General features: G+C 50.6%; 13 protein-coding genes. 10 read left to right on the forward strand and 3 right to left on the reverse strand.

The annotated features are described in order from the left end of the window. Nucleotides 1-5 precede the first annotated feature (5 nt). The 10 genes from HMPREF9944_RS06220 to HMPREF9944_RS06260 all read left to right on the forward strand — a co-directional run bounded on the left by HMPREF9944_RS06220 (nucleotide 6) and on the right by HMPREF9944_RS06260 (nucleotide 13,364). The gene (locus HMPREF9944_RS06220) at nucleotides 6-1,847 is read left to right on the forward strand and encodes a RagB/SusD family nutrient uptake outer membrane protein (RefSeq protein ID WP_008565234.1); all 1,842 of its coding nucleotides are present in this window, start codon (nucleotides 6-8) and stop codon (nucleotides 1,845-1,847) included. Between the two features lie 32 nt (nucleotides 1,848-1,879). Next, on the forward strand, nucleotides 1,880-4,648 hold the full coding sequence (locus HMPREF9944_RS06225) for a SusC/RagA family TonB-linked outer membrane protein (protein WP_008565235.1): 2,769 nt from the start codon (nucleotides 1,880-1,882) through the stop codon (nucleotides 4,646-4,648). Nucleotides 4,649-4,659: 11 nt separating this feature from the next. After that, nucleotides 4,660-6,345 carry a RagB/SusD family nutrient uptake outer membrane protein gene (locus tag HMPREF9944_RS06230; protein WP_008565236.1) on the forward strand — a complete coding sequence of 562 codons (1,686 nt, stop codon included), beginning with the start codon at nucleotides 4,660-4,662 and terminating at the stop codon, nucleotides 6,343-6,345. Between the two features lie 644 nt (nucleotides 6,346-6,989). Next, on the forward strand, nucleotides 6,990-7,886 hold the full coding sequence (locus HMPREF9944_RS06235; protein WP_008565239.1) for a YitT family protein: 897 nt from the start codon (nucleotides 6,990-6,992) through the stop codon (nucleotides 7,884-7,886). A gap of 5 nt (nucleotides 7,887-7,891) precedes the next feature. Further along, the gene (mnmA, locus tag HMPREF9944_RS06240) at nucleotides 7,892-8,992 is read left to right on the forward strand and encodes a tRNA 2-thiouridine(34) synthase MnmA (protein WP_008565240.1); all 1,101 of its coding nucleotides are present in this window, start codon (nucleotides 7,892-7,894) and stop codon (nucleotides 8,990-8,992) included. A 22-nt stretch (nucleotides 8,993-9,014) separates the two neighbouring features. Beyond that, entirely contained in the window at nucleotides 9,015-10,259 is a 1,245-nt protein-coding gene (gene serB, locus HMPREF9944_RS06245) for a phosphoserine phosphatase SerB (RefSeq protein WP_008565241.1), read from the forward strand. A 451-nt stretch (nucleotides 10,260-10,710) separates the two neighbouring features. Then, entirely contained in the window at nucleotides 10,711-10,869 is a 159-nt protein-coding gene (locus HMPREF9944_RS12970; RefSeq protein ID WP_155814626.1) for a hypothetical protein, read from the forward strand. A 51-nt stretch (nucleotides 10,870-10,920) separates the two neighbouring features. Further along, entirely contained in the window at nucleotides 10,921-11,151 is a 231-nt protein-coding gene (locus HMPREF9944_RS06250) for a hypothetical protein (protein WP_008565243.1), read from the forward strand. A gap of 72 nt (nucleotides 11,152-11,223) precedes the next feature. After that, entirely contained in the window at nucleotides 11,224-12,849 is a 1,626-nt protein-coding gene (locus HMPREF9944_RS06255; protein ID WP_052300153.1) for a hypothetical protein, read from the forward strand. 83 nt (nucleotides 12,850-12,932) lie between these two features. Beyond that, nucleotides 12,933-13,364 carry an HU family DNA-binding protein gene (locus HMPREF9944_RS06260; RefSeq protein ID WP_008565245.1) on the forward strand — a complete coding sequence of 144 codons (432 nt, stop codon included), beginning with the start codon at nucleotides 12,933-12,935 and terminating at the stop codon, nucleotides 13,362-13,364. A 920-nt stretch (nucleotides 13,365-14,284) separates the two neighbouring features. Here the strand turns inward: HMPREF9944_RS06260 and recQ are convergent. The 3 genes from recQ to clpP form a co-directional block, all read right to left on the reverse strand. Further along, nucleotides 14,285-16,462 (reverse strand): DNA helicase RecQ, encoded by a 2,178-nt coding sequence (recQ, locus tag HMPREF9944_RS06270; protein ID WP_008565247.1) that lies wholly within the window; start codon nucleotides 16,460-16,462, stop codon nucleotides 14,285-14,287. 102 nt (nucleotides 16,463-16,564) lie between these two features. Further along, nucleotides 16,565-17,803, reverse strand: coding sequence for an ATP-dependent Clp protease ATP-binding subunit ClpX (gene clpX / locus HMPREF9944_RS06275; protein ID WP_008565248.1), 1,239 nt, complete (start codon nucleotides 17,801-17,803; stop codon nucleotides 16,565-16,567). A gap of 3 nt (nucleotides 17,804-17,806) precedes the next feature. Then, entirely contained in the window at nucleotides 17,807-18,472 is a 666-nt protein-coding gene (gene clpP, locus HMPREF9944_RS06280) for an ATP-dependent Clp endopeptidase proteolytic subunit ClpP (protein ID WP_008565250.1), read from the reverse strand. Nucleotides 18,473-18,530: the final 58 nt, after the last annotated feature.

Genomic DNA, 18,530 nt, shown 5'->3' on the forward strand with positions numbered 1-18,530 from the left:
AAACGATGAAAACAATAAATAAAACATGGATATTGTTCGCCGGTCTGATGATGATGATGAGCTTCTCCTCATGTGAAGACATGGCATTGGGAGAGGGTTTCCTGCAGAAACCGCCAAGTACGGACGTAACCAAAGACACTATCTTCGGAAAAGCAGAATATGCACGGCGTGTATTATGGCGCAGTTACCAGTATCTGCCGTATGGAATGGAGACCAAAGGCTTTTGGACACAGATGTGTATGAGTACGATAGAGGGGCTGACTGACCTGAATTACGACAACATTGGATATTCTGCGCTCTCCAATACCTATTATCCCGGTCTCTATAATGCAGCGATAGAGGACAACACAACCATCAATTCGCATCGCACAAAGATGCAATTCGCCCAGTCGGGTATTTGGACCGGCGTCCGTCATGCATGGCTTTTCCATGCGAATGTAGACCGGGTTCCCGACATGGATGCGCAGGAAAAAGCACGTCTGAAGGCAGAAGCAAAGATGATGGTCGCCGTGTTCTATGTACACATGTTGCGGCATTACGGGGCACTACCGATTATCGACCATGCTATTTCCGCCGATGACGCAACGTTCCCAGCACGTGCCACGTTACAAGAGACCGTGGACTTCATCATAAAACTCTTAGATGAAGCTATTGCCGAGAAAGAGTTCCCTTGGAGTATTCCCGAAACAGAGTTGGAGAATTGGGATGGCAGAATGACAAAGGGTGGTGCCATGGCACTAAAGACACGCGTGTTGCTCTTTGTAGCCAGCCCGCTATTTAATTCAGATGCGCCGTTTGCCAATGGAAAGGCTTCTGAAAAGAAGATGACATGGTTCGGTGGCTATGATAAAAACAGGTGGAAACAGGCCGTTGATGCTTGCAAAGCGTTTTTTGATGCCATGAATGCCAACGGCTTTTACAAGTTGGTGGAGGCCGGCGATAAGGGAATTGCCACGAAACGTGAGGCTTATACGAGTGCTTATTTTGACCGGGGGAATACGGAAACGCTGATAGCATGCCGCAGAAGCTTCCTTTGTACGAATGATAACGGGCAGTTTGACAAGGCTATCAGATGGGGCGCATATTGTCCAACGAAAGAGTTTTTCGATATGTTTGAGATGCAAGATGGTCGGCCTTTCGATTGGAAAGATGCCGCAATGGCAAAAAATCCATTCAAAAACCGTGATCCCCGACTGTATGAGAACTTTATCTTGGACGGCGATAAATATAATGGGCGTAATGCCGATATGGTAGATGAGAACCCAAAGGACAAGGTCAATTATCCCAAAGGGAAAGATTGGGCACAAGGAAGAATGCACAAACTGAGCTTGGCTACAGGTTTGGCATGCCGTAAATGGGGTCTCGACAGGAACACCGATGCTTACAATCGTCCTGTTCAATGGCCTATCATGCGATTGGCTGAGGTTTATTTGAATTATGCGGAGGCATTGAACGAATACAATGATGGGCCTACGGCCGAAGCCTATCAATATATAAATGCAGTCCGTGCGCGTGTAGGAATGCCAGCATTGAGAGTCGGAATGAGTAAAGAAGAGTTCCGTAAGGCGGTTCTACATGAACGGGCGGTTGAATTTGCATACGAGGAAGTCAGATTCTTCGATTTGATTCGTTGGAAGATGTATGATATCTTCGAGAAACCGCTCCACGGACTTCATGTATACAAGAACAAAAAGACCAAGGCCTACGTCTTAAAACCCTTTGCGCTGACGAAATACTATAGAGCATGGTGGAAGACCGGCTGGGAACCACGGATGTGTCTGAGTGCCTTCCCTTCAAAAGAGGTCAATAAGGGCTATGGCTTGGTACAGAATCCGGGCTGGGAATGATAATGAAGATATAATTAAATAAGGTGAAGAAAATGAATCTTAAAATATATATTGTAGGGCTTGTTTTTTCTCCGGCATGTTTGTTATCCCATGCAGACAGCATACCGGCAAAGAAGAACACCAGTTTAGTGACTTATGGACGCGATGTATCGTTTGACTTGAAAGAAACGACGACTGCCACCGCCTATACCACAAAAGAGAAATTGGCACATCGTAAGGCAATCAACCCACGCGACGCACTCTACGGTTTGATTCCCGGAATGGAAGTCTTGCAGAACCAAGGTACGGCATGGGAGACTACGGCCAAACTCTTTGTCAGAGGCGACGGCACGTTCAACAAGAAGAGTCCTTTGGTATTGATTGATGGCTTTGAACGTGAGCTCGGACAAATATCAATGGAAGAGATAGAATCGATTACCGTACTGAAAGACGCGGTGGCGACGGCCTTATATGGCATGCGAGGTGGTAATGGAGTTATCGTCGTAAAGACGAAACGAGGAATGAGCAGTGCCCCAACCATCCGGTTCTCCTATGAGTTCAACATGGCAAAGCCATTCCGTACGCCGAAGTTCGTAGACGGATACACCTTTGCACGGGCCTTGAACGAGGGCATGGAGAACGACGGACTGACGCCACGTTACAATGCAGACGAGCTTGCCGCTTTCAGAGACGGGACGAAGCCCGATGCCTATGCCAACGTAGATTGGTGGGGAGAGTCGCTTAGAAAATACAGCAACGGAAACAACATTTCGTTCTCTGCAACGGGAGGCAGCCGATATGTGAAGTATTATACGCAACTGAATTACTTGAACGACAACGGTATATTGAGACCGACGAAAGACAATGAAGGTTATTCCACGCAGTTCAAATACTCGAAGTTGAATATTCGAACCAATTTGGATATAGAATTGGGAAAGAGAACCATGCTTCAATTGAATATGTTTGGGACATTCTCGGAGCATAATCGCCCGAATGAAACCATTTCCGACATCTTTGAGGCGCTCTATAAAGTGCCTTCCGGAGCGTTCCCAATCAAGAACAGTCGCAATATCTGGGCCGGAACGACAGACATCGGCACGAACCCCGTGGCCATGATATCCGGGTCGGGCTATGCCCGGTCGCAGCAAAGGAATATCTTTGCCGACATGAAGTTGACGCAAAACATGGATTTCTTGTTGAAAGGACTCACGGCAGGCCTGCAGGTCGGCTTAGACAATAACGCCTCTTATTGGGACGGGAATGCGCGGAAGTATGGTTACGAGCAAGCTACCTATGATTGGGCAACCAGTACCTATACTTATAAGAACCTGCGCAATGAAACCGCACTGAATGCCAGCCATTCGGTTGGTGCGTCCTACAATCATTTCAATTTCAATTCATTTGCAAATTATCAAAAGAATTGGGCACTGCACTCCTTATCTGTCATGGCTCAATATCGAATGGATAAGCTTTCAGCAAAAGGACAGAACACATCTTATTCGTTCATAGACATAGTGGGACAAGTGCATTATGCTTACAAGCAACGTTATCTGTTCGACCTGTCAATGTCGGAGTCGGCTTCGAGCATTCTGATGCCGGGCAAACGCTGGGGCTTCTTCCCGGCCGTTGGTGCAGGCTGGGTACTATCTGAAGAGAAGTTTCTCAAGTGCAATTGGTTAGACTTGTTGAAGCTCAGGGCCAGCTATGGCATTGCTGGACGCGCAGACTTTGACAACGACCTCTTTATCGATATGTATGGCAACGGCGGCAGCTTCTTTTTCGGGAAGACACCGCAGAAGAACGACGGCTTGAGACTCTCTCAATTGGGAATTACCGACCTTACTTACGAGAAGTCACACAAGCTGAATCTCGGATTAGACATGCGTGCTTTCCAGAAGCTGGCCGTAACGGTAGACCTCTTCTATGACCATCGCACGGATATCTTGGTCGGGGCGAACGGCAAGGTGTCTTCTTTGTTCGGACTCCCCGTGCCGAAAGAGAACACGGGAGTTGTGGACAACCGCGGTATCGAGACCGCCATTCATTGGTCTGATGCTGTCCGCGACTTCAGATACGCGGTGGGCGGAACGTTCTCTTTCATTCGCAATAAGATTGTGAATGAGAATGAAGAATATCGTCCGTACGATTATCTGAAGCGAACGGGCAGGCGAATCGGACAGTATTTCGGCTATGTCGTGGAAGGGATTTATCAGAGTCAGAACGAGATTGACCAACGGAACGTCAAGCAGACGCTGTCAGCCGTTCGTCCGGGCGACTTAAGATACAAAGACCTGAACAACGACGGCGTGATAGATGCCTACGACCAGCAGGCCTTGGGCTATAGCTCGACCCCCGAAATCTATTATTCGTTCGATTTGAATGCCGAATATAAAGGACTGGGCGTGTATGCATTGTTCCAAGGCATCGGCAATGTCAGTGTGCAGGCCAATACGCCGAGCGTTTATCACCCGTTGTTTGGCAACCGGACTCTATCGAAGGAATATTACGACAACCGCTGGACCGCCGACAGACCCAACGCCCGCTATCCGCGACTGACCTCTACGGGCTCGGTGAACAATTATGCGAACAATTCGCTATGGACACAGAACGGCGCCTTTCTCAAGCTGCGCACGTTGGAGCTGTATTACAAGCCCGGCAAGCATTGGCTGAAGCCCTTGAAATACGTGAGCGACGCAAAGGTCTACGTGCGGGCATACGACTTATTCAGTCTCGACCATATCAAGATTATGGACCCCGAGAACATGAAGGCGGGCCACCCGTCGATGTCGCGCTTTGCTATCGGCTTTGATTTGAAATTCTAAAACAGATGGTTATGAAACATATAAAGATAACGATATTGTTCGTCGGCACAATCGGACTGTTCACCGGCTGTGACTTCTTGAACACGGGAGAGTCCACCTACTACGACAAGAACGAAACGCTGTACGACCCGGCCAAGGTCGCACAGTTGTGCACACAGGTCTACAGCTATCTGCCGAACGGGCTCGATGGAATATCCGGCGCGATGCAAGACGCAGCCACCGACGACGCCGTCCACGTTTATCCCACGGCGACCGTCCAACGCTTTGTCAACGGCGGCTGGTCGCCCAACAACACGGTCGACGACGTGTTCGCCAATTACTACAAGGCCGTTCACGACGCAAACTTCTACTTGGAGAACTGCCTCGGTCTGACGTTCGACGACTGGAAGAACACCGACGACTTCCAAGATACCTATGCCGCCTACTTGAACCAACGCCACGAAGTGCGCTTCCTGCGGGCCTTCTATTACTTCGAATTGGTGAAACGCTACGGCAACGTCCCGCTCATCACGAAGACCCTCACCAAGGAAGAGGCCGCTCGCGCCCAACCGGCTTCGGCCGAGAAGGTGCTGCAGTTCGTCATCGACGAATGCACCGACGTGGCACAAGCCTTGCCCGACAAGCCCACGGCACTGCCCGGCGGCCCGGCCAACATGCAGCGCGTCAGCAAGGGCGTGGCCTTGGCCCTGAAGTCGCGCGCCACGCTCTATCTGGCCAGCCCGCTCTTCAATCCCTCGGCCGACGTGGCACGGTGGCAGACCGCCGCAGCCGCAGCCTACGAGTTAATCAGCCAAGCCGCAGCGTTCGGCTACGCCTTAGACAACGACTATCAGAACCTCTTCGGTGCCATCAACAACCAAAGCCCCGAAGTCATTCTGTGCCGGCCTGAAGGCAAGACCACGCACTTCGAGGCGGCCAACTATCCCATCGGCGTAGAGCGGGGCTCGGGCAACACGTGCCCCACGGAGAACCTCGTGAGCGCCTACGAGATGAAAGACGGCACCCCCTTCGACTGGAACAACGCCGCCCAAGCGGCCGACCCCTACAAGAACCGCGACCCACGCCTGCAGATGACCATCGTCTGCAACGGTTCGAAATGGCCCGGAGCCGTGCCCGTAGAGACCTTCTTCGGCGGAAAGAACGGGCAGCCCCTGCGCAACGCCACCACGACGGGCTACTATCTGAAGAAGTATCTCAACAACAAAGTGACCTTCGAGGCCGGAAAGACTACCAACAGCTTCGACCACAACTGGATACTCTTCCGCTACGCCGAAATCCTGCTGAACTATGCCGAGGCGATGGCCGAGGCCTACGGGCCCGACCAGACGGCTGCCGGACTGCCACTCACGGCCCGCGAGGCCGTCAACATGGTGCGAGCCCGCAAGAACGTAGCCATGCCGCCCTACCCCACGGGCATGCCGCAGGCCGCCTTCCTTGCCCGCCTGCGCAACGAGCGGCGCGTGGAACTGGCCTTCGAGGGGCACCGCTTCTGGGACTTGCGCCGCCTGAAAGCCTTGGACGAGATGAAGGACATCTACAAAGTGAGCATCGAGAAACGCGACGACGGAACGCTGGCCTACACCCGCGAGAAGCTCTGCACCTACGCCGTGACTGACAAGCTCTACTTCTATCCCTTCTCCAACGCCGAGCTGCACAAGAACGGCCATCTGATTCAAAACCCCGGTTGGGCACAATAGCCGCTCACCATTGCCGGCCGCAGCCCTGCGCTCCCCGCGAGGCGGAGCCTGCCCGGTGTCAAGGGGAAAGCGAACCGCCCGCTTTCCCTTTTTCTTATGCCTTGCGGCGAACCGTTTCCCCACTCGCCTTATGCCGCGCAGCGAAACGCCCGAACGCAGCGAGATGCTTTCCCCCTCCTACCCTAAGCCGACGTATTCGGATAGGCTTTACAATCGATCATCATACTGTAGTACACCACCAATCATGCAGGCGTATATAGCCCATTATACTAACGTGTATAATTGATTATACAAGTGTGTATAATTGATTATAACGACGTGTATAATGAATTGGACACGTTTGTCCAATTCGTTGGACACGTTTGTCCAATTCGTTGGACACGTTTGTCCAATCAGCTGGACACGTTTGTCCAATTCGCTGGACACGTTTGTCCAATCAGCTGGACACGTTTGTCCAATCCGTTGGACACGTTTGTCCAATCGGCTGGACACGTTTGTCCAATTTCCTATGATAAGGTGCGGAAGCGGGACAGACCTATAAGGCGTGTGGGGCGGATTACGCTTCCTTTTCCGCCACTTTTACAGTCTGACTTGCATGAGTTGGGCTTTTATTTTGTAATTTTGCAAGCAATAACGATGCATGTATGAGAAGGAACGACAAAAGACTTGTGCGCGGGCTCTATGATTACCTCATCATAGCGTTGGCGATGATGATAGGGAGTCTGGGTTGGGTGGCGTTCTTGCTGCCCCATAAGATTACGATAGGTGGGCTTCCGGGCATCTCGTCGGTGGTTTTCTGGGGCACAGGGCTTCCTGTTCAATACACTTATTTGGCGGTGAATGCGCTGCTGTTGGCCGTTGCCTTGCGCATCATGGGGCTCAGGTTCTGCATGAAGACCATCTATGCCGTGGGCTTCTTCACGCTGTTCACTACGCTGTGGCAGCACGTGGTGGGCGCGAAGGTGATGTTCGGCGACGAGCCGTTCCTTGCCTGCGTGGTGGGCGGCCTGCTGTTGGGACTGGGAACGGGGTTCAGCCTGCTGCGCAACGGGAGCACGGGCGGTTCGGACGTCATTGCGGCCATCGTGCACAAGTACCGCGACATCTCTTTGGGGCACATTATCCTTGCCTGCGACCTTTGCGTCATTACGTCGGGCTATCTTGTCACGGGCAGTTGGGAGAAAGTCATCTACGGCTATATCGTGTTGTTTGTGATGACCTACACGATAGACCATGTCATCAATGGCTTCAGGCGGTCGGTGCAGTTCTTCGTCATTTCGGAGAAGTATCAGGAGATAGGGCGGCTCATCAACGACGAGGCCGACCGCGGGTGCACGGTGATTGATGCCCACGGCTTCTACACGGGGCGGAAGGTGGGTATGCTGTTCGTGATTGCCAAGCAGAACGAAAGCCATAATATCTTCCGCATCATCGACGATGTCGACCCCTATGCCTTCGTGAGTCAGAGTGCCGTGTCGGGCGTCTACGGCTTGGGCTTCGACCGCATGAAGGTGGGGCGCAAACGCTTGAATGGTAAATAAAGTCTATGATAGATTACGACGAAATAAAGAATAGGCGAACGGCCTTGCTGCTCTCGGGCGGCGTCGACAGTAGCGTGGTGCTCTATGAGATGGTGATCCACGGCCTGCGCCCCGACTGCTTCTACATCAAGATAGGGCCCGAGGAAAAAGAGGAGTGGGACTGTACGAGCGAGGAAGACTTGGAGATGGCTACGGCCATGACGGCTCGCTTCGGCTGTAAGTTGGACGTGGTTGATTGCCACAAGGAATATTGGGGGCAGGTGACTCGCTACACGATGGAGAAGGTGAAAGCCGGCTACACGCCTAACCCTGATGTGATGTGCAACCGGCTCATCAAGTTCGGTGCCTTCGATGAGAAGATGGGCCACGGTTACGACCTCATCGCCACGGGGCACTATGCGCAAACGGAATGGATTAACGGGCGGAAATGGCTCACAACGAGTCCCGACCCCGTGAAAGACCAGACGGATTTCTTGGCACAGATCGAGGGTTGGCAACTGCGGAAGGCCCTCTTCCCCATCGGACATTTCGAGAAGAACGAGGTGCGCGAGATTGCCGAACGCGAGCACCTCATCAATGCCAAGCGACGCGACAGTCAGGGCATCTGCTTCTTGGGCAACATCGACTACAACGAATACGTGCGCCGCTATCTTGGCGAGCAGGTGGGAGATGTCATCGAACTGGAAACGGGCAAGAAGATAGGCACGCATAAGGGGCTATGGTTCCACACCATCGGGCAGCGCAAGGGCTTGGGCTTCGGTGGCGGTCCGTGGTTTGTCGTGAAGAAGGATGTGGCACAGAATATCCTTTACGTCAGCCACGGCTACGACCCGGCGACGGCCTACAAGCAGACGTTCAATGTGCACGACTTCCATGCCACGACGTATTGTCCCGATGGCGTCGCACAGCCGGAACTTCCCCTCCGCGTCACGTTCAAAATACGCCACACGCCCGAATATCTGCCGGCTGCAATCGAACAGACGGGCGACAACACCTATATGATCCATGCCGACAGCAAGGTGCATGGCGTTGCTCCGGGCCAATTCTGCGTAGTCTACGACGAACGGCATCATCGTTGTTATGGGTCGGGAGAAATCACATGGTAGTTAACGAACATCATATATCGAAATGGAAACAACAGAAGAAAAGGAAGAACAGATACTCATTCGCATCACGGGACAAGACCGACCGGGCCTGACGGCCTCAATCATGGAAATCCTTGCGCGGCACAATGCGCATATCCTCGACATCGGGCAGGCAGATATCCACAGTACACTGTCGCTCGGTATCCTTATCCGTATTGGCGACATGCACTCGGGGCAAGTGATGAAAGAACTGCTCTTCAAGGCCGAAGAGCTGAATGTGAACATCGGTTTCCTGCCCGTCTCCGATGAGGAATACGAGGCTTGGGTGAACCGGCAGGGCAAAAACCGCTTCATTCTGACCGTCATCGGGCGCACGCTCTCCGCCAAGCAAATCGCCGCCGCCACGAAGATTATCGCCGGGCAGGGATTGAACATCGATTCTATCCTGCGCCTGACGGGTCGAATGAGCATCAAGAACCCCGAGCGCAACGTGCGGGCGTGCATCGAATTCTCGCTGCGCGGAACGCCCAACAACCGCGAGCAGATGCAGGCGCAACTCATGCACTTGGCTTCGGAACAAGAGATAGACTTCTCCTTCCAGCGCGACGATATGTACCGCCGCATGCGCCGCCTGATTTGCTTCGATATGGACTCTACGCTCATTCAGACTGAATGTATCGATGAGCTGGCCGCGCGCGCAGGCGTCGGCGAACAGGTGAAGGCCATTACTGAACGGGCCATGCGCGGCGAGATTGACTTCAAGGAAAGCTTCACCCAACGCGTGGCTCTGCTCAAAGGCCTCGATGCCGGCGTCATGCAAGATATCGCCGAGCACATGCCCATCACCGAGGGTGCCGACCGATTGATGTCGGTCTTGAAGCGTTGCGGCTATAAGATAGCCATTCTCAGCGGTGGTTTTACTTACTTCGGCGAATACCTTCGCCATCGCTACGGCATAGACTATGTATATGCCAACGAACTGGAAATCGATGACGACAACAAACTCACGGGTCGCTACGTGGGAGAAATCGTAGACGGCAGGCGCAAGGCCGAGCTTCTGAAGCTCATCGCGCAGGTGGAGCAGGTGAACCTTGCGCAGACCATAGCCGTGGGCGACGGCGCCAATGACCTGCCAATGATTTCCGAGGCCGGACTGGGCATTGCATTCCATGCCAAGCCACGTGTGAAGGCAACAGCCCAACAGGCCATCAGCACCATCGGTCTCGACGGTGTGCTTTATTTCCTCGGTTTTAAAGACAGTTATCTGGGAGAGCAGGGAAAGTTGTGAAGAGAAGGGGAGCCTCCTAACACCCACCCCGGCCCTCCCAAAGGGAGGGAGTGCGAGCTTGCGAGCTAATAGCGAGCTAATCATAAAGTTCAATGCTCAAAGGTCAAAGGTCAAAGGTCAATGGTCAATGCTCAAAAGTTGAGGAAAAGTTTGTCTGTTCCGAAATTTTGCCTTACCTTTGCACGCGATGACAGAAAGTAATCATATATATAAAGGTGTGAAGCCGGTGCAAAGAAACTTTGATTTCTCTGCATCTTTTAACGCTTATTATTTGGTTAATCCAAATAATTTGCTAACACACACACACACACACACACACACACACACACAGGCGCATCTAGCGTTTAAACGTCTTCGCGTACGCGCGCGCGAGGAGCGCGCAACCCCAATAAACAAAGGGCTTAAGAGAGTTCCCTTTGTTCGCTTTTTCATGTCCTTTCATGAGCAAAAAATGAACGAAATAACGTCGCAAAATGTAGGGACGTACGGCTCGTGCATCCGCCCAATTCGGTTGACGAGTAAGCAAGTGGACGAGTTGATGAGTCGGCAGTTAGCGGGCCATTGGAGCGGACGCACGAGCCGTGCGTCCCTACATGCGCCATGCACGTAACGAGAAAAGGAAAGCAAAACAAAAGAATATTCACCCTATAAATGAGAGATTATGAACAGAGAACAGAAAGAAAGACTACATTACATTACCCCACGGTGCACAGTTATACCGATGGAGAAAAATTACCTCTTACATGCAATGAGTGGTCAGCATGAGCATGTCGAACAAGGCGGCACATTAGGTAATGCAAAGCGAAGGATAGAGGAATGGGAAGACGAGGAAGAGGAAATCTCCTACCCCCTTTCAAGAGAGGGAAGCAGTTACTCGGTGTGGGAAGAATAAAATAACCAAAAGACAAAAGATATGAAAATAAAGATTTCGATAAGAACATGTCTACTAATCACAGTAGTAGGAATGTTAGTAGCTTGTAATAATGAAAATGTAACACAGGATATAGATAAGAAAGATGAGGTCCAAAAAGGTGGAGTAATCTTTTCAACCGAAGTCCCGAGACTTGCCGCCAAACATCAGTGTATATATGGTGATGATGAGATTGTTGATGCAAAGACACGTACCAATATCAAGCATACACCCGGCCAAGGCGCCGATTTCATTTGGACAAGCGATGATTTTATTTGGGTAAAAGACCGTAATGGCAACTGGAGGAAGAGCACTGCCACGGTATTGTACAATGAAGGAAGAAAAGCAGCATTCACCCTACCCGGCAGTATGTCAGACTATAATGATGGTTGCGAGGTGCGTTATACGAATACGACAAACGGGGGGAATGAAAATGCCAATACCGTTTTTATTAATAATACTGTGCATGCAGGTCGTAATGACTTTAGGCTTGCAGGCAAGAATGGTGATTGTGGGTCGGGCGTAGCACACAACGTAGGTACCAGCATGTTCAGCTTCACTATAGCACACAAAGCAGCCTATCTGTGTTTCCTTCCCCGTTGTAGTCATGCAGGGCTTGTTTCCAATATAAATTTGGTAAATTTCATTATCAAAGCAGACAACAAAAACGATGCAAGTCCTGCTGGGTCTATAACAGGCCCTTTCCATTTTGATGGTGAGAATCTCACGCGTAAAAGTTCTCCTGTTTTTGGTAAAGAGATATTTGTATGGGCCAACACTCCTCTCTATACCGAGACACGGCATGATGCTAATGCTGCCTATGTGGTTATCCGCCCCGGTACCTACGATTTAGAGATTGAATACTGCCTCAAAGACCCTATCACTAATGTCACTAGAAACATCAGAAAAACCTTCATGGCCCAAACTCTTGAGAAAGGAAAGATATATGACATTACTGTCAACTTTGCTCCAGAGTATGAAATGGGAAAGTACTACATGTGGGATGCCCGGAAAGATTATTGGTGGGGGCATGAATTAGATCAGCCTTTCTCAAACAACTATGGGGGACCGAACTGGCCTAAGAATAAGACAGATGACCCCGAACGGTGGTTCAATGACGGTGGTACGGGCACTATGACAGTCCCTGTTCGTTACGATGCACAAAGCGAACTCTTCCGAAAACTTCCCAATGCAAACGAGATGATGTGGTATGCATATCATGGCGATCCGCATTTTGAGTCAATGGGCTATCCGTTTATTATTAGCAATAATCATTTAATCTCCGCTATCCAATATCGTGGAGTATGGCTGAAGAAAAAGGCAAAGATCATGGCCGACGAGGGAATCACTAAAGAACAAATGGAGAACGGCTATCCAAAGCATAACCCCATAGATTGGCGAAGGCAAATAGACACTGGTCGTTGGCCAGCCCATGTTCAGCTGAGTACAGCCCCAGTACCTAATACTACAGATTATTTCTTCTTGCCTTTATTTGGTAAATATATAGCGGGAACGATGCGCGAAATGGGAGAACGTGCTTATTATTGGTCGTCGAGTTCATGGCCTTATGATAATTATCGTGCATATGTATTAGCTATCACAATCAATGGTAGTTCTAAGTTTATCAACTGTGGCTATCAAGACCGACAGCAGGGATATGCAATGAGAATGTTCGAATAAGTATCCAACCCCAAACAGGCTTCCGTCATGTGTGGAGCCTGATATTAATCAATTATTTTATAACCATTTAATTTTTTAGAGCTATGATTAAATACATCATTCAAGCAAAGAAGAATCCGCAGAAGAAGGACGAAAAGAAGAAGTTTTACCCGCAGATTGCGCCGAGCACGCCGGTGACGCTGCCACAAATCGTGAAGCGCATTGAGAAGCGGTCAACGGTGTCGAGCGCCGACGTGAAGGCCGTGCTCGATGCCCTGCAGACCGAGGTAATCGACGCGCTGGAGAGTGGCAACACAGTGCGCTTGGGCGACCTTGGCTCGTTCCGCCTCACCATCAAGTCCGAAGGCGTGGCCACGGCAGCCGAAGCGAAGAAGAAGGGCGCACAGCTCATCAAGCGGGCGAACGTGCAGTTCACCAAGAGCACCACGATGCGCGACACGCTCACGCCAACCCTCCTCAACTTCGCACCGCAGGAGGATATCGTGAATGCGGCAGACGAGAAGCCCGGGAACTAAGAGACTAACAACTAACAGCCCACCCCCAACCCCTCTCCAGACACCTACCCCCGCCCCCTCCCGAAGGGAGGGGAGACCGAGCTTGCGAGGAATTAGTTTGCACTCCCCTCCTTCGGAGGGGTTGGGGGAGGTTTCCGGGGGTTGGGGGAGGCTCCCAGCGGGAAGCCTCCTTGGGGAGGGCGCACGACTTACCTGTATTTAATCAAAATCAAAATTCACCTTATGATTAACTCGCTTGTCAGTGTGCCCTCCCCGTTTCAATACACACCCGGGAGCCTCTCCCAGAAAGCCTCCCCCAGCCCCTCCGAAGGAGGGGAGACCGAGCTTGCGGGCAATGATAGATAATGTCATTATGAATTGAATAGACCTTGTGAACTAAAGTGTTCGCAAGGTCTATTTGCATTTTACTCCCCTCCCTCTTCGGGGAGGGGTTTGGGGGAGAGGCTTTCTCCCCTCCCTTTGGAGGGGCTGGGGGAGGCTTCCCCTTCGGAGAGGGGGCCGGGGGGTGAGGTTTCCTCCCCTCCCTCGGGAGAGGTTATGGGTGGGCCTTCGGGGAGGGGGGAGGGGTTAGGGATGGCAAAAAAACTTTACAATTCTGTAGTCTTTTTGAATTTGCTACGCACTCTTTTTGAATTTTCCTATAAGAAAATCAAAATTCCCTTATAAGAGAATTTAAATTGTCTTATAAGCGAATTTAAATTCTCTTATAAGGGAATTTTTGCTCTCCTAATAGCTTGATTATCAATAAGTTACAGAGTCGATTTTTTAACCCTTTTTCGAGGCCGAAAAGAGAAAGAAGGGAATTGAAAATAATTTACAATCAGAAGCTTTTTCGGGCGCTTGGATTGCTGGTTTGCATAGGGTTTTGACGTATGCCAAAAGGCAAGACGAGGAAGAAGAAATGAAAAGTTACTTGGCTGCTAATTCGCCATTTCAGAGAGGAACTTAATCCTTACTAAGCGGATTTCTTCGTCGCTGTAGTCATCGCCTAATTCTTTGATGGCGGCATTGAGGCTGTCGGTTTCGCTTTCCCTGAAATAGTCGTAGATGTCGTCTACATGGTCGTCGTCCATGACGTCTTCGATGAAATAATTGATGTTGAGTTTTGTTCCGCTGTAGACGATGGCCTCGACCTCGTCAAGCAGTTCGTCGAACGACAGACCGAGCGACTCGGCGATATCGTCCAGTGCGAGTTGTCGGTCGATGCTCTGAATGATTTTCACTTTGATGATGCTCTTCTTGGCCACGGTGCGCACCCTCAGCTCTTCGGGTCGTTCGATGTCGTTGTCCTTGCAATGACGCTTGATCAGTTCGAGGAACTCCTTGCCATATCTTTTTGCCTTTCCTGAGCCCACGCCTTGTATTTGTTGCAGCTCCTCCGTCGTCACGGGATACATGGTGGCCATCTGCTCCAGCGACGGGTCTTGGAAGATGACATAGCCCGGAACGTGGAGCTTCTCGGCCATGTCCTTGCGCAGCCGCTTCAACATGGCAAACAGTTCGGGGTCGAGCACGGTGCCCACGGCCTCGTTTACGACTTCGTCTTCGTCGTCTTTGAACTCGTTGTCGCGGACTATCATGAAAGCGGTTGGATGCTTGATGAACCGTTTGCCCGTGGCAGTCACTTTCAGAAGGCCGTAGTTCTCGACATCTTTCTTCAGATAGCCGGCTATCAGCGCTTGACGCACGACCGGGTTCCAGAGCTTCGGATCTTCATCTTCGCCCGAGCCGAAATCTTCCAGCTGGTCGTGCTTATGCGATAGGATATCATCTGTGCCGCGACCCTTGATGAAATCGATGACATACTCCTGTCGGAAGTTCTCTTTGACGGCGAGTACGGACTTCAAAACGATGAGCAAGGCCTTCCCTGCCTCGATTTTTTCTTTCGGGTGCAGGCAGTTGTCGCAGTTGTGGCAGTTGTCCTGTGTGTATTCCTCGCCGAAATAATGCAGCAACATCTTGCGCCGGCAGACGGAAGAGGTTGCGTAGGCGGCCGTTTCTTGCAGCAATTGGCGGCCGATATCCTGTTCGGCGACGGGTTTCCCCTCCATGAATTTCTCGAGTTTCTTCAAGTCTTTCTGCGCATAAAAGGCGATGCAGAGGCCTTCCCCGCCGTCGCGTCCGGCCCGTCCGGTCTCCTGATAGTAGCCTTCAAGGCTCTTTGGAATGTCATAATGAATGACGAAGCGCACGTCGGGCTTGTCAATACCCATTCCGAAGGCTATCGTTGCAACGATAACATCGATACGCTCCATGAGAAAGTCGTCTTGGGTCTGCGAGCGCGTGGCACTGTCAAGTCCTGCATGATAGGGGGCCGCTTTTATTTCGTTGGCTTTCAACACCTCGGAAAGCTCTTCCACTTTCTTGCGTGACAAGCAATAGATGATGCCGCTCTTTCCTTCGTGTTGGCGAATGAACTTGATGATTTGCTTGTCCACCTCGTCCGATTTCTGACGCACCTCATAATAAAGGTTAGGACGGTTGAACGAGCTTTTGAACTCCTTGGCATCGATGATGGCAAGGCTCTTCTTGATGTCGGAACGCACTTTGTCGGTGGCCGTTGCCGTCAAGGCGATGACGGGCGCATCGCCAATCTTGTTGATGGTGGGGCGTATATTGCGATATTCGGGTCGGAAATCGTGTCCCCATTCAGATATGCAATGTGCTTCATCAATGGCATAAAACGATATCTTGACCGATTTCAGGAAATCAATGCTCTCTTCTTTGTTGAGCGATTCGGGAGCAACGTACAGCAACTTGGTACGTCCGCTTCTTATGTCGTCCATTACCTGTTGAACGGCAGCCTTATTGAGCGACGAGTTCAGGTAATGGGCCACTCCGGTTTCTTCACTCAGCCCGTTGATGACGTCAACTTGGTTCTTCATCAACGCAATGAGCGGCGAAATGACAATAGCCGTGCCCTCCATGAGCAGTGAAGGTAGCTGATAACACAGGCTCTTTCCGCCGCCGGTGGGCATCAGTACGAATGTGTCGTGGCCACTCATCAGGTTTTGGATAATCGCTTCCTGATCACCTTTGAACTTGTCAAAGCCGAAATAGTGTTTCAGTTGCCGGGTAAGATTAACGTCCTTTGCCATACGATAAGAAGTCTTCTGTTCTGCCCTTTGTGTGGGGCAGCGTTGTTTTTCATTGGGGTATTCAGGCGCAAGTTCCTTTCCTTCCGCCCGAATATGGAGAGACTATGCCGTGGGGTCGAGCTTTTGTAAATAGGATTTGTCGAGTTGTGCTTTGGCATAGTCAAGCGTAACGACAAATGTTTTCGTGCGCTTAGAAGGCACTTCAAACATGGCATCCATCATGATCGACTCCACAATAGAGCGCAAGCCACGGGCTCCGAGTTTGTATTCCACGGCTTTATCGACAATGAAGTCCAGTGCTTCTTCCTCAAACGAAAGACTGATACCGTCCATTTCGAAAAGCTTTTCATACTGTTTGATGATAGAATTCTTCGGTTCTACGAGTATCCGCCTCAAAGCCTCACGGTCGAGTGGGTTTAGATAGGTCAATACAGGCAGACGACCGATGATTTCGGGTATCAATCCAAACGACTTCAAGTCCATGGGCTGTACATATTTCATCAAATCATTCTTGTCTATCTTTGCAACATTCTGCACCGAGTTGTAGCCAACGACATGGGTATTCATGCGTTGTGCTATCTTTCGCTCGATACCATCAAAGGCTCCGCCGCAGATAAAGAGGATATTCTTCGTGTTGACGTGGATATAATCCTGATCGGGATGCTTGCGTCCGCCCTTTGGCGGCACGTTGACCATCGTGCCTTCCAGCAGTTTCAGCAATCCCTGTTGTACGCCTTCACCACTTACATCACGCGTGATCGAGGGGTTATCGCTCTTTCTTGCAATCTTGTCTATCTCGTCAATGAAGACAATTCCTCGCTCGGCTGCAGCCACATTGTAGTCGGCTACTTGAAGCAAACGGCTCAAAATGCTCTCCACATCCTCCCCGACATAGCCGGCTTCCGTGAAGACTGTGGCATCGACAATCGTGAAAGGAACGTCTAAAAGCTTGGCTATCGTGCGGGCAAGGAGCGTTTTTCCCGTTCCCGTACTGCCTACCATGATGATGTTGCTCTTTTCTATTTCCACGCCATTATCATCGTTCGGCTGTTGCAAACGCTTGTAATGGTTGTATACCGCAACCGAAAGGAAACGCTTGGCTTCATCTTGTCCGATGATATATTCATCAAGATATTGCTTGATTTCCTTGGGCTTTGGTACTTTCTTCAACTCGAAAGGTTGGGCCTTTGCCTCTTTTTCGTCATCTGCAAAGCCTGCACTGCGCACGATTTCGTAGGCCTGCTTGGCACAATCCATACAGATATAGCCGTTGACTCCGGTAATCAGCGGACCGGCTTCTTTCTCATTTCGTCCGCAAAAACTGCATACTTTCTTTGTCATGGCTTATTTTTTGCGTACCAAAACCTCGTCAATCATACCATATTCCTTGGCTTCTTCGGCCGTCATCCAATAGTTTCGGTCGCTGTCTTGCCATACTTTTTCAAACGGAGTATGCGAATGTTTGGAGATGATTGTGTAGAGTTCTTTCTTGAATTTCTGTATTTCCTTGGCTTCAATCTCAATGTCCGAGGCCTGCCCCTGCACCCCTCCGAGCGGCTGATGTATCATCACCCGACTGTGCGTCAAGGCCGATCGTTTGCCCTCTTGTCCTGAAACAAGCAACACAGCAGCCATGGAAGCAGCCATTCCGGTGCATATTGTTGCTACGTCACTGCTGATGAATTGCATCGTATCATAGATGCCCAAGCCTGCCGTAACGCTACCGCCGGGAGAGTTGATATAGATTGAAATATCTTTTCCGCTGTCTACCGAATCAAGATAAAGCAGCTGTGCCTGCAATGTATTGGCCGTGTAGTCGTCGATCTCGGTTCCCAAGAAGATGATGCGATCCATCATCAGTCGTGAGAACACATCCATCTGTGTGACATTCAACTGTCGCTCTTCCAAGATATAAGGGTTCAGGTACTGTGCTTGCGACTTAATGACATCATCAAGCACCATGCCGTTCACTCCCAAATGCTTCGTAGCATATTTCCTAAAATCATTCATATAAAAATCTTTTTGTTTGAAGATAAAAAGAGAGGTTATCCACCTTTTTAGTATCCCT

The organism is Segatella maculosa OT 289, from assembly GCF_000243015.1.
Classification (GTDB): Bacteria; Bacteroidota; Bacteroidia; order Bacteroidales; family Bacteroidaceae; genus Prevotella; species Prevotella maculosa.

Bases quoted from the DNA above. Each gene is read 5' to 3' on its own strand.
- HMPREF9944_RS06220 (WP_008565234.1), top strand. From the start codon at position 6: ATGAAAACAATAAATAAAACATGGATATTGTTCGCCGGTCTGATGATG.
- HMPREF9944_RS06225 (WP_008565235.1), top strand. From the start codon at position 1,880: ATGAATCTTAAAATATATATTGTAGGGCTTGTTTTTTCTCCGGCATGT.
- HMPREF9944_RS06230 (WP_008565236.1), top strand. From the start codon at position 4,660: ATGAAACATATAAAGATAACGATATTGTTCGTCGGCACAATCGGACTG.
- HMPREF9944_RS06235 (WP_008565239.1), top strand. From the start codon at position 6,990: ATGAGAAGGAACGACAAAAGACTTGTGCGCGGGCTCTATGATTACCTC.
- mnmA (WP_008565240.1), top strand. From the start codon at position 7,892: ATGATAGATTACGACGAAATAAAGAATAGGCGAACGGCCTTGCTGCTC.
- serB (WP_008565241.1), top strand. From the start codon at position 9,015: ATGGAAACAACAGAAGAAAAGGAAGAACAGATACTCATTCGCATCACG.
- HMPREF9944_RS12970 (WP_155814626.1), top strand. From the start codon at position 10,711: ATGAACGAAATAACGTCGCAAAATGTAGGGACGTACGGCTCGTGCATC.
- HMPREF9944_RS06250 (WP_008565243.1), top strand. From the start codon at position 10,921: ATGAACAGAGAACAGAAAGAAAGACTACATTACATTACCCCACGGTGC.
- HMPREF9944_RS06255 (WP_052300153.1), top strand. From the start codon at position 11,224: ATGTTAGTAGCTTGTAATAATGAAAATGTAACACAGGATATAGATAAG.
- HMPREF9944_RS06260 (WP_008565245.1), top strand. From the start codon at position 12,933: ATGATTAAATACATCATTCAAGCAAAGAAGAATCCGCAGAAGAAGGAC.
- recQ (WP_008565247.1), bottom strand. From the start codon at position 16,462: ATGGCAAAGGACGTTAATCTTACCCGGCAACTGAAACACTATTTCGGC.
- clpX (WP_008565248.1), bottom strand. From the start codon at position 17,803: ATGACAAAGAAAGTATGCAGTTTTTGCGGACGAAATGAGAAAGAAGCC.
- clpP (WP_008565250.1), bottom strand. From the start codon at position 18,472: ATGAATGATTTTAGGAAATATGCTACGAAGCATTTGGGAGTGAACGGC.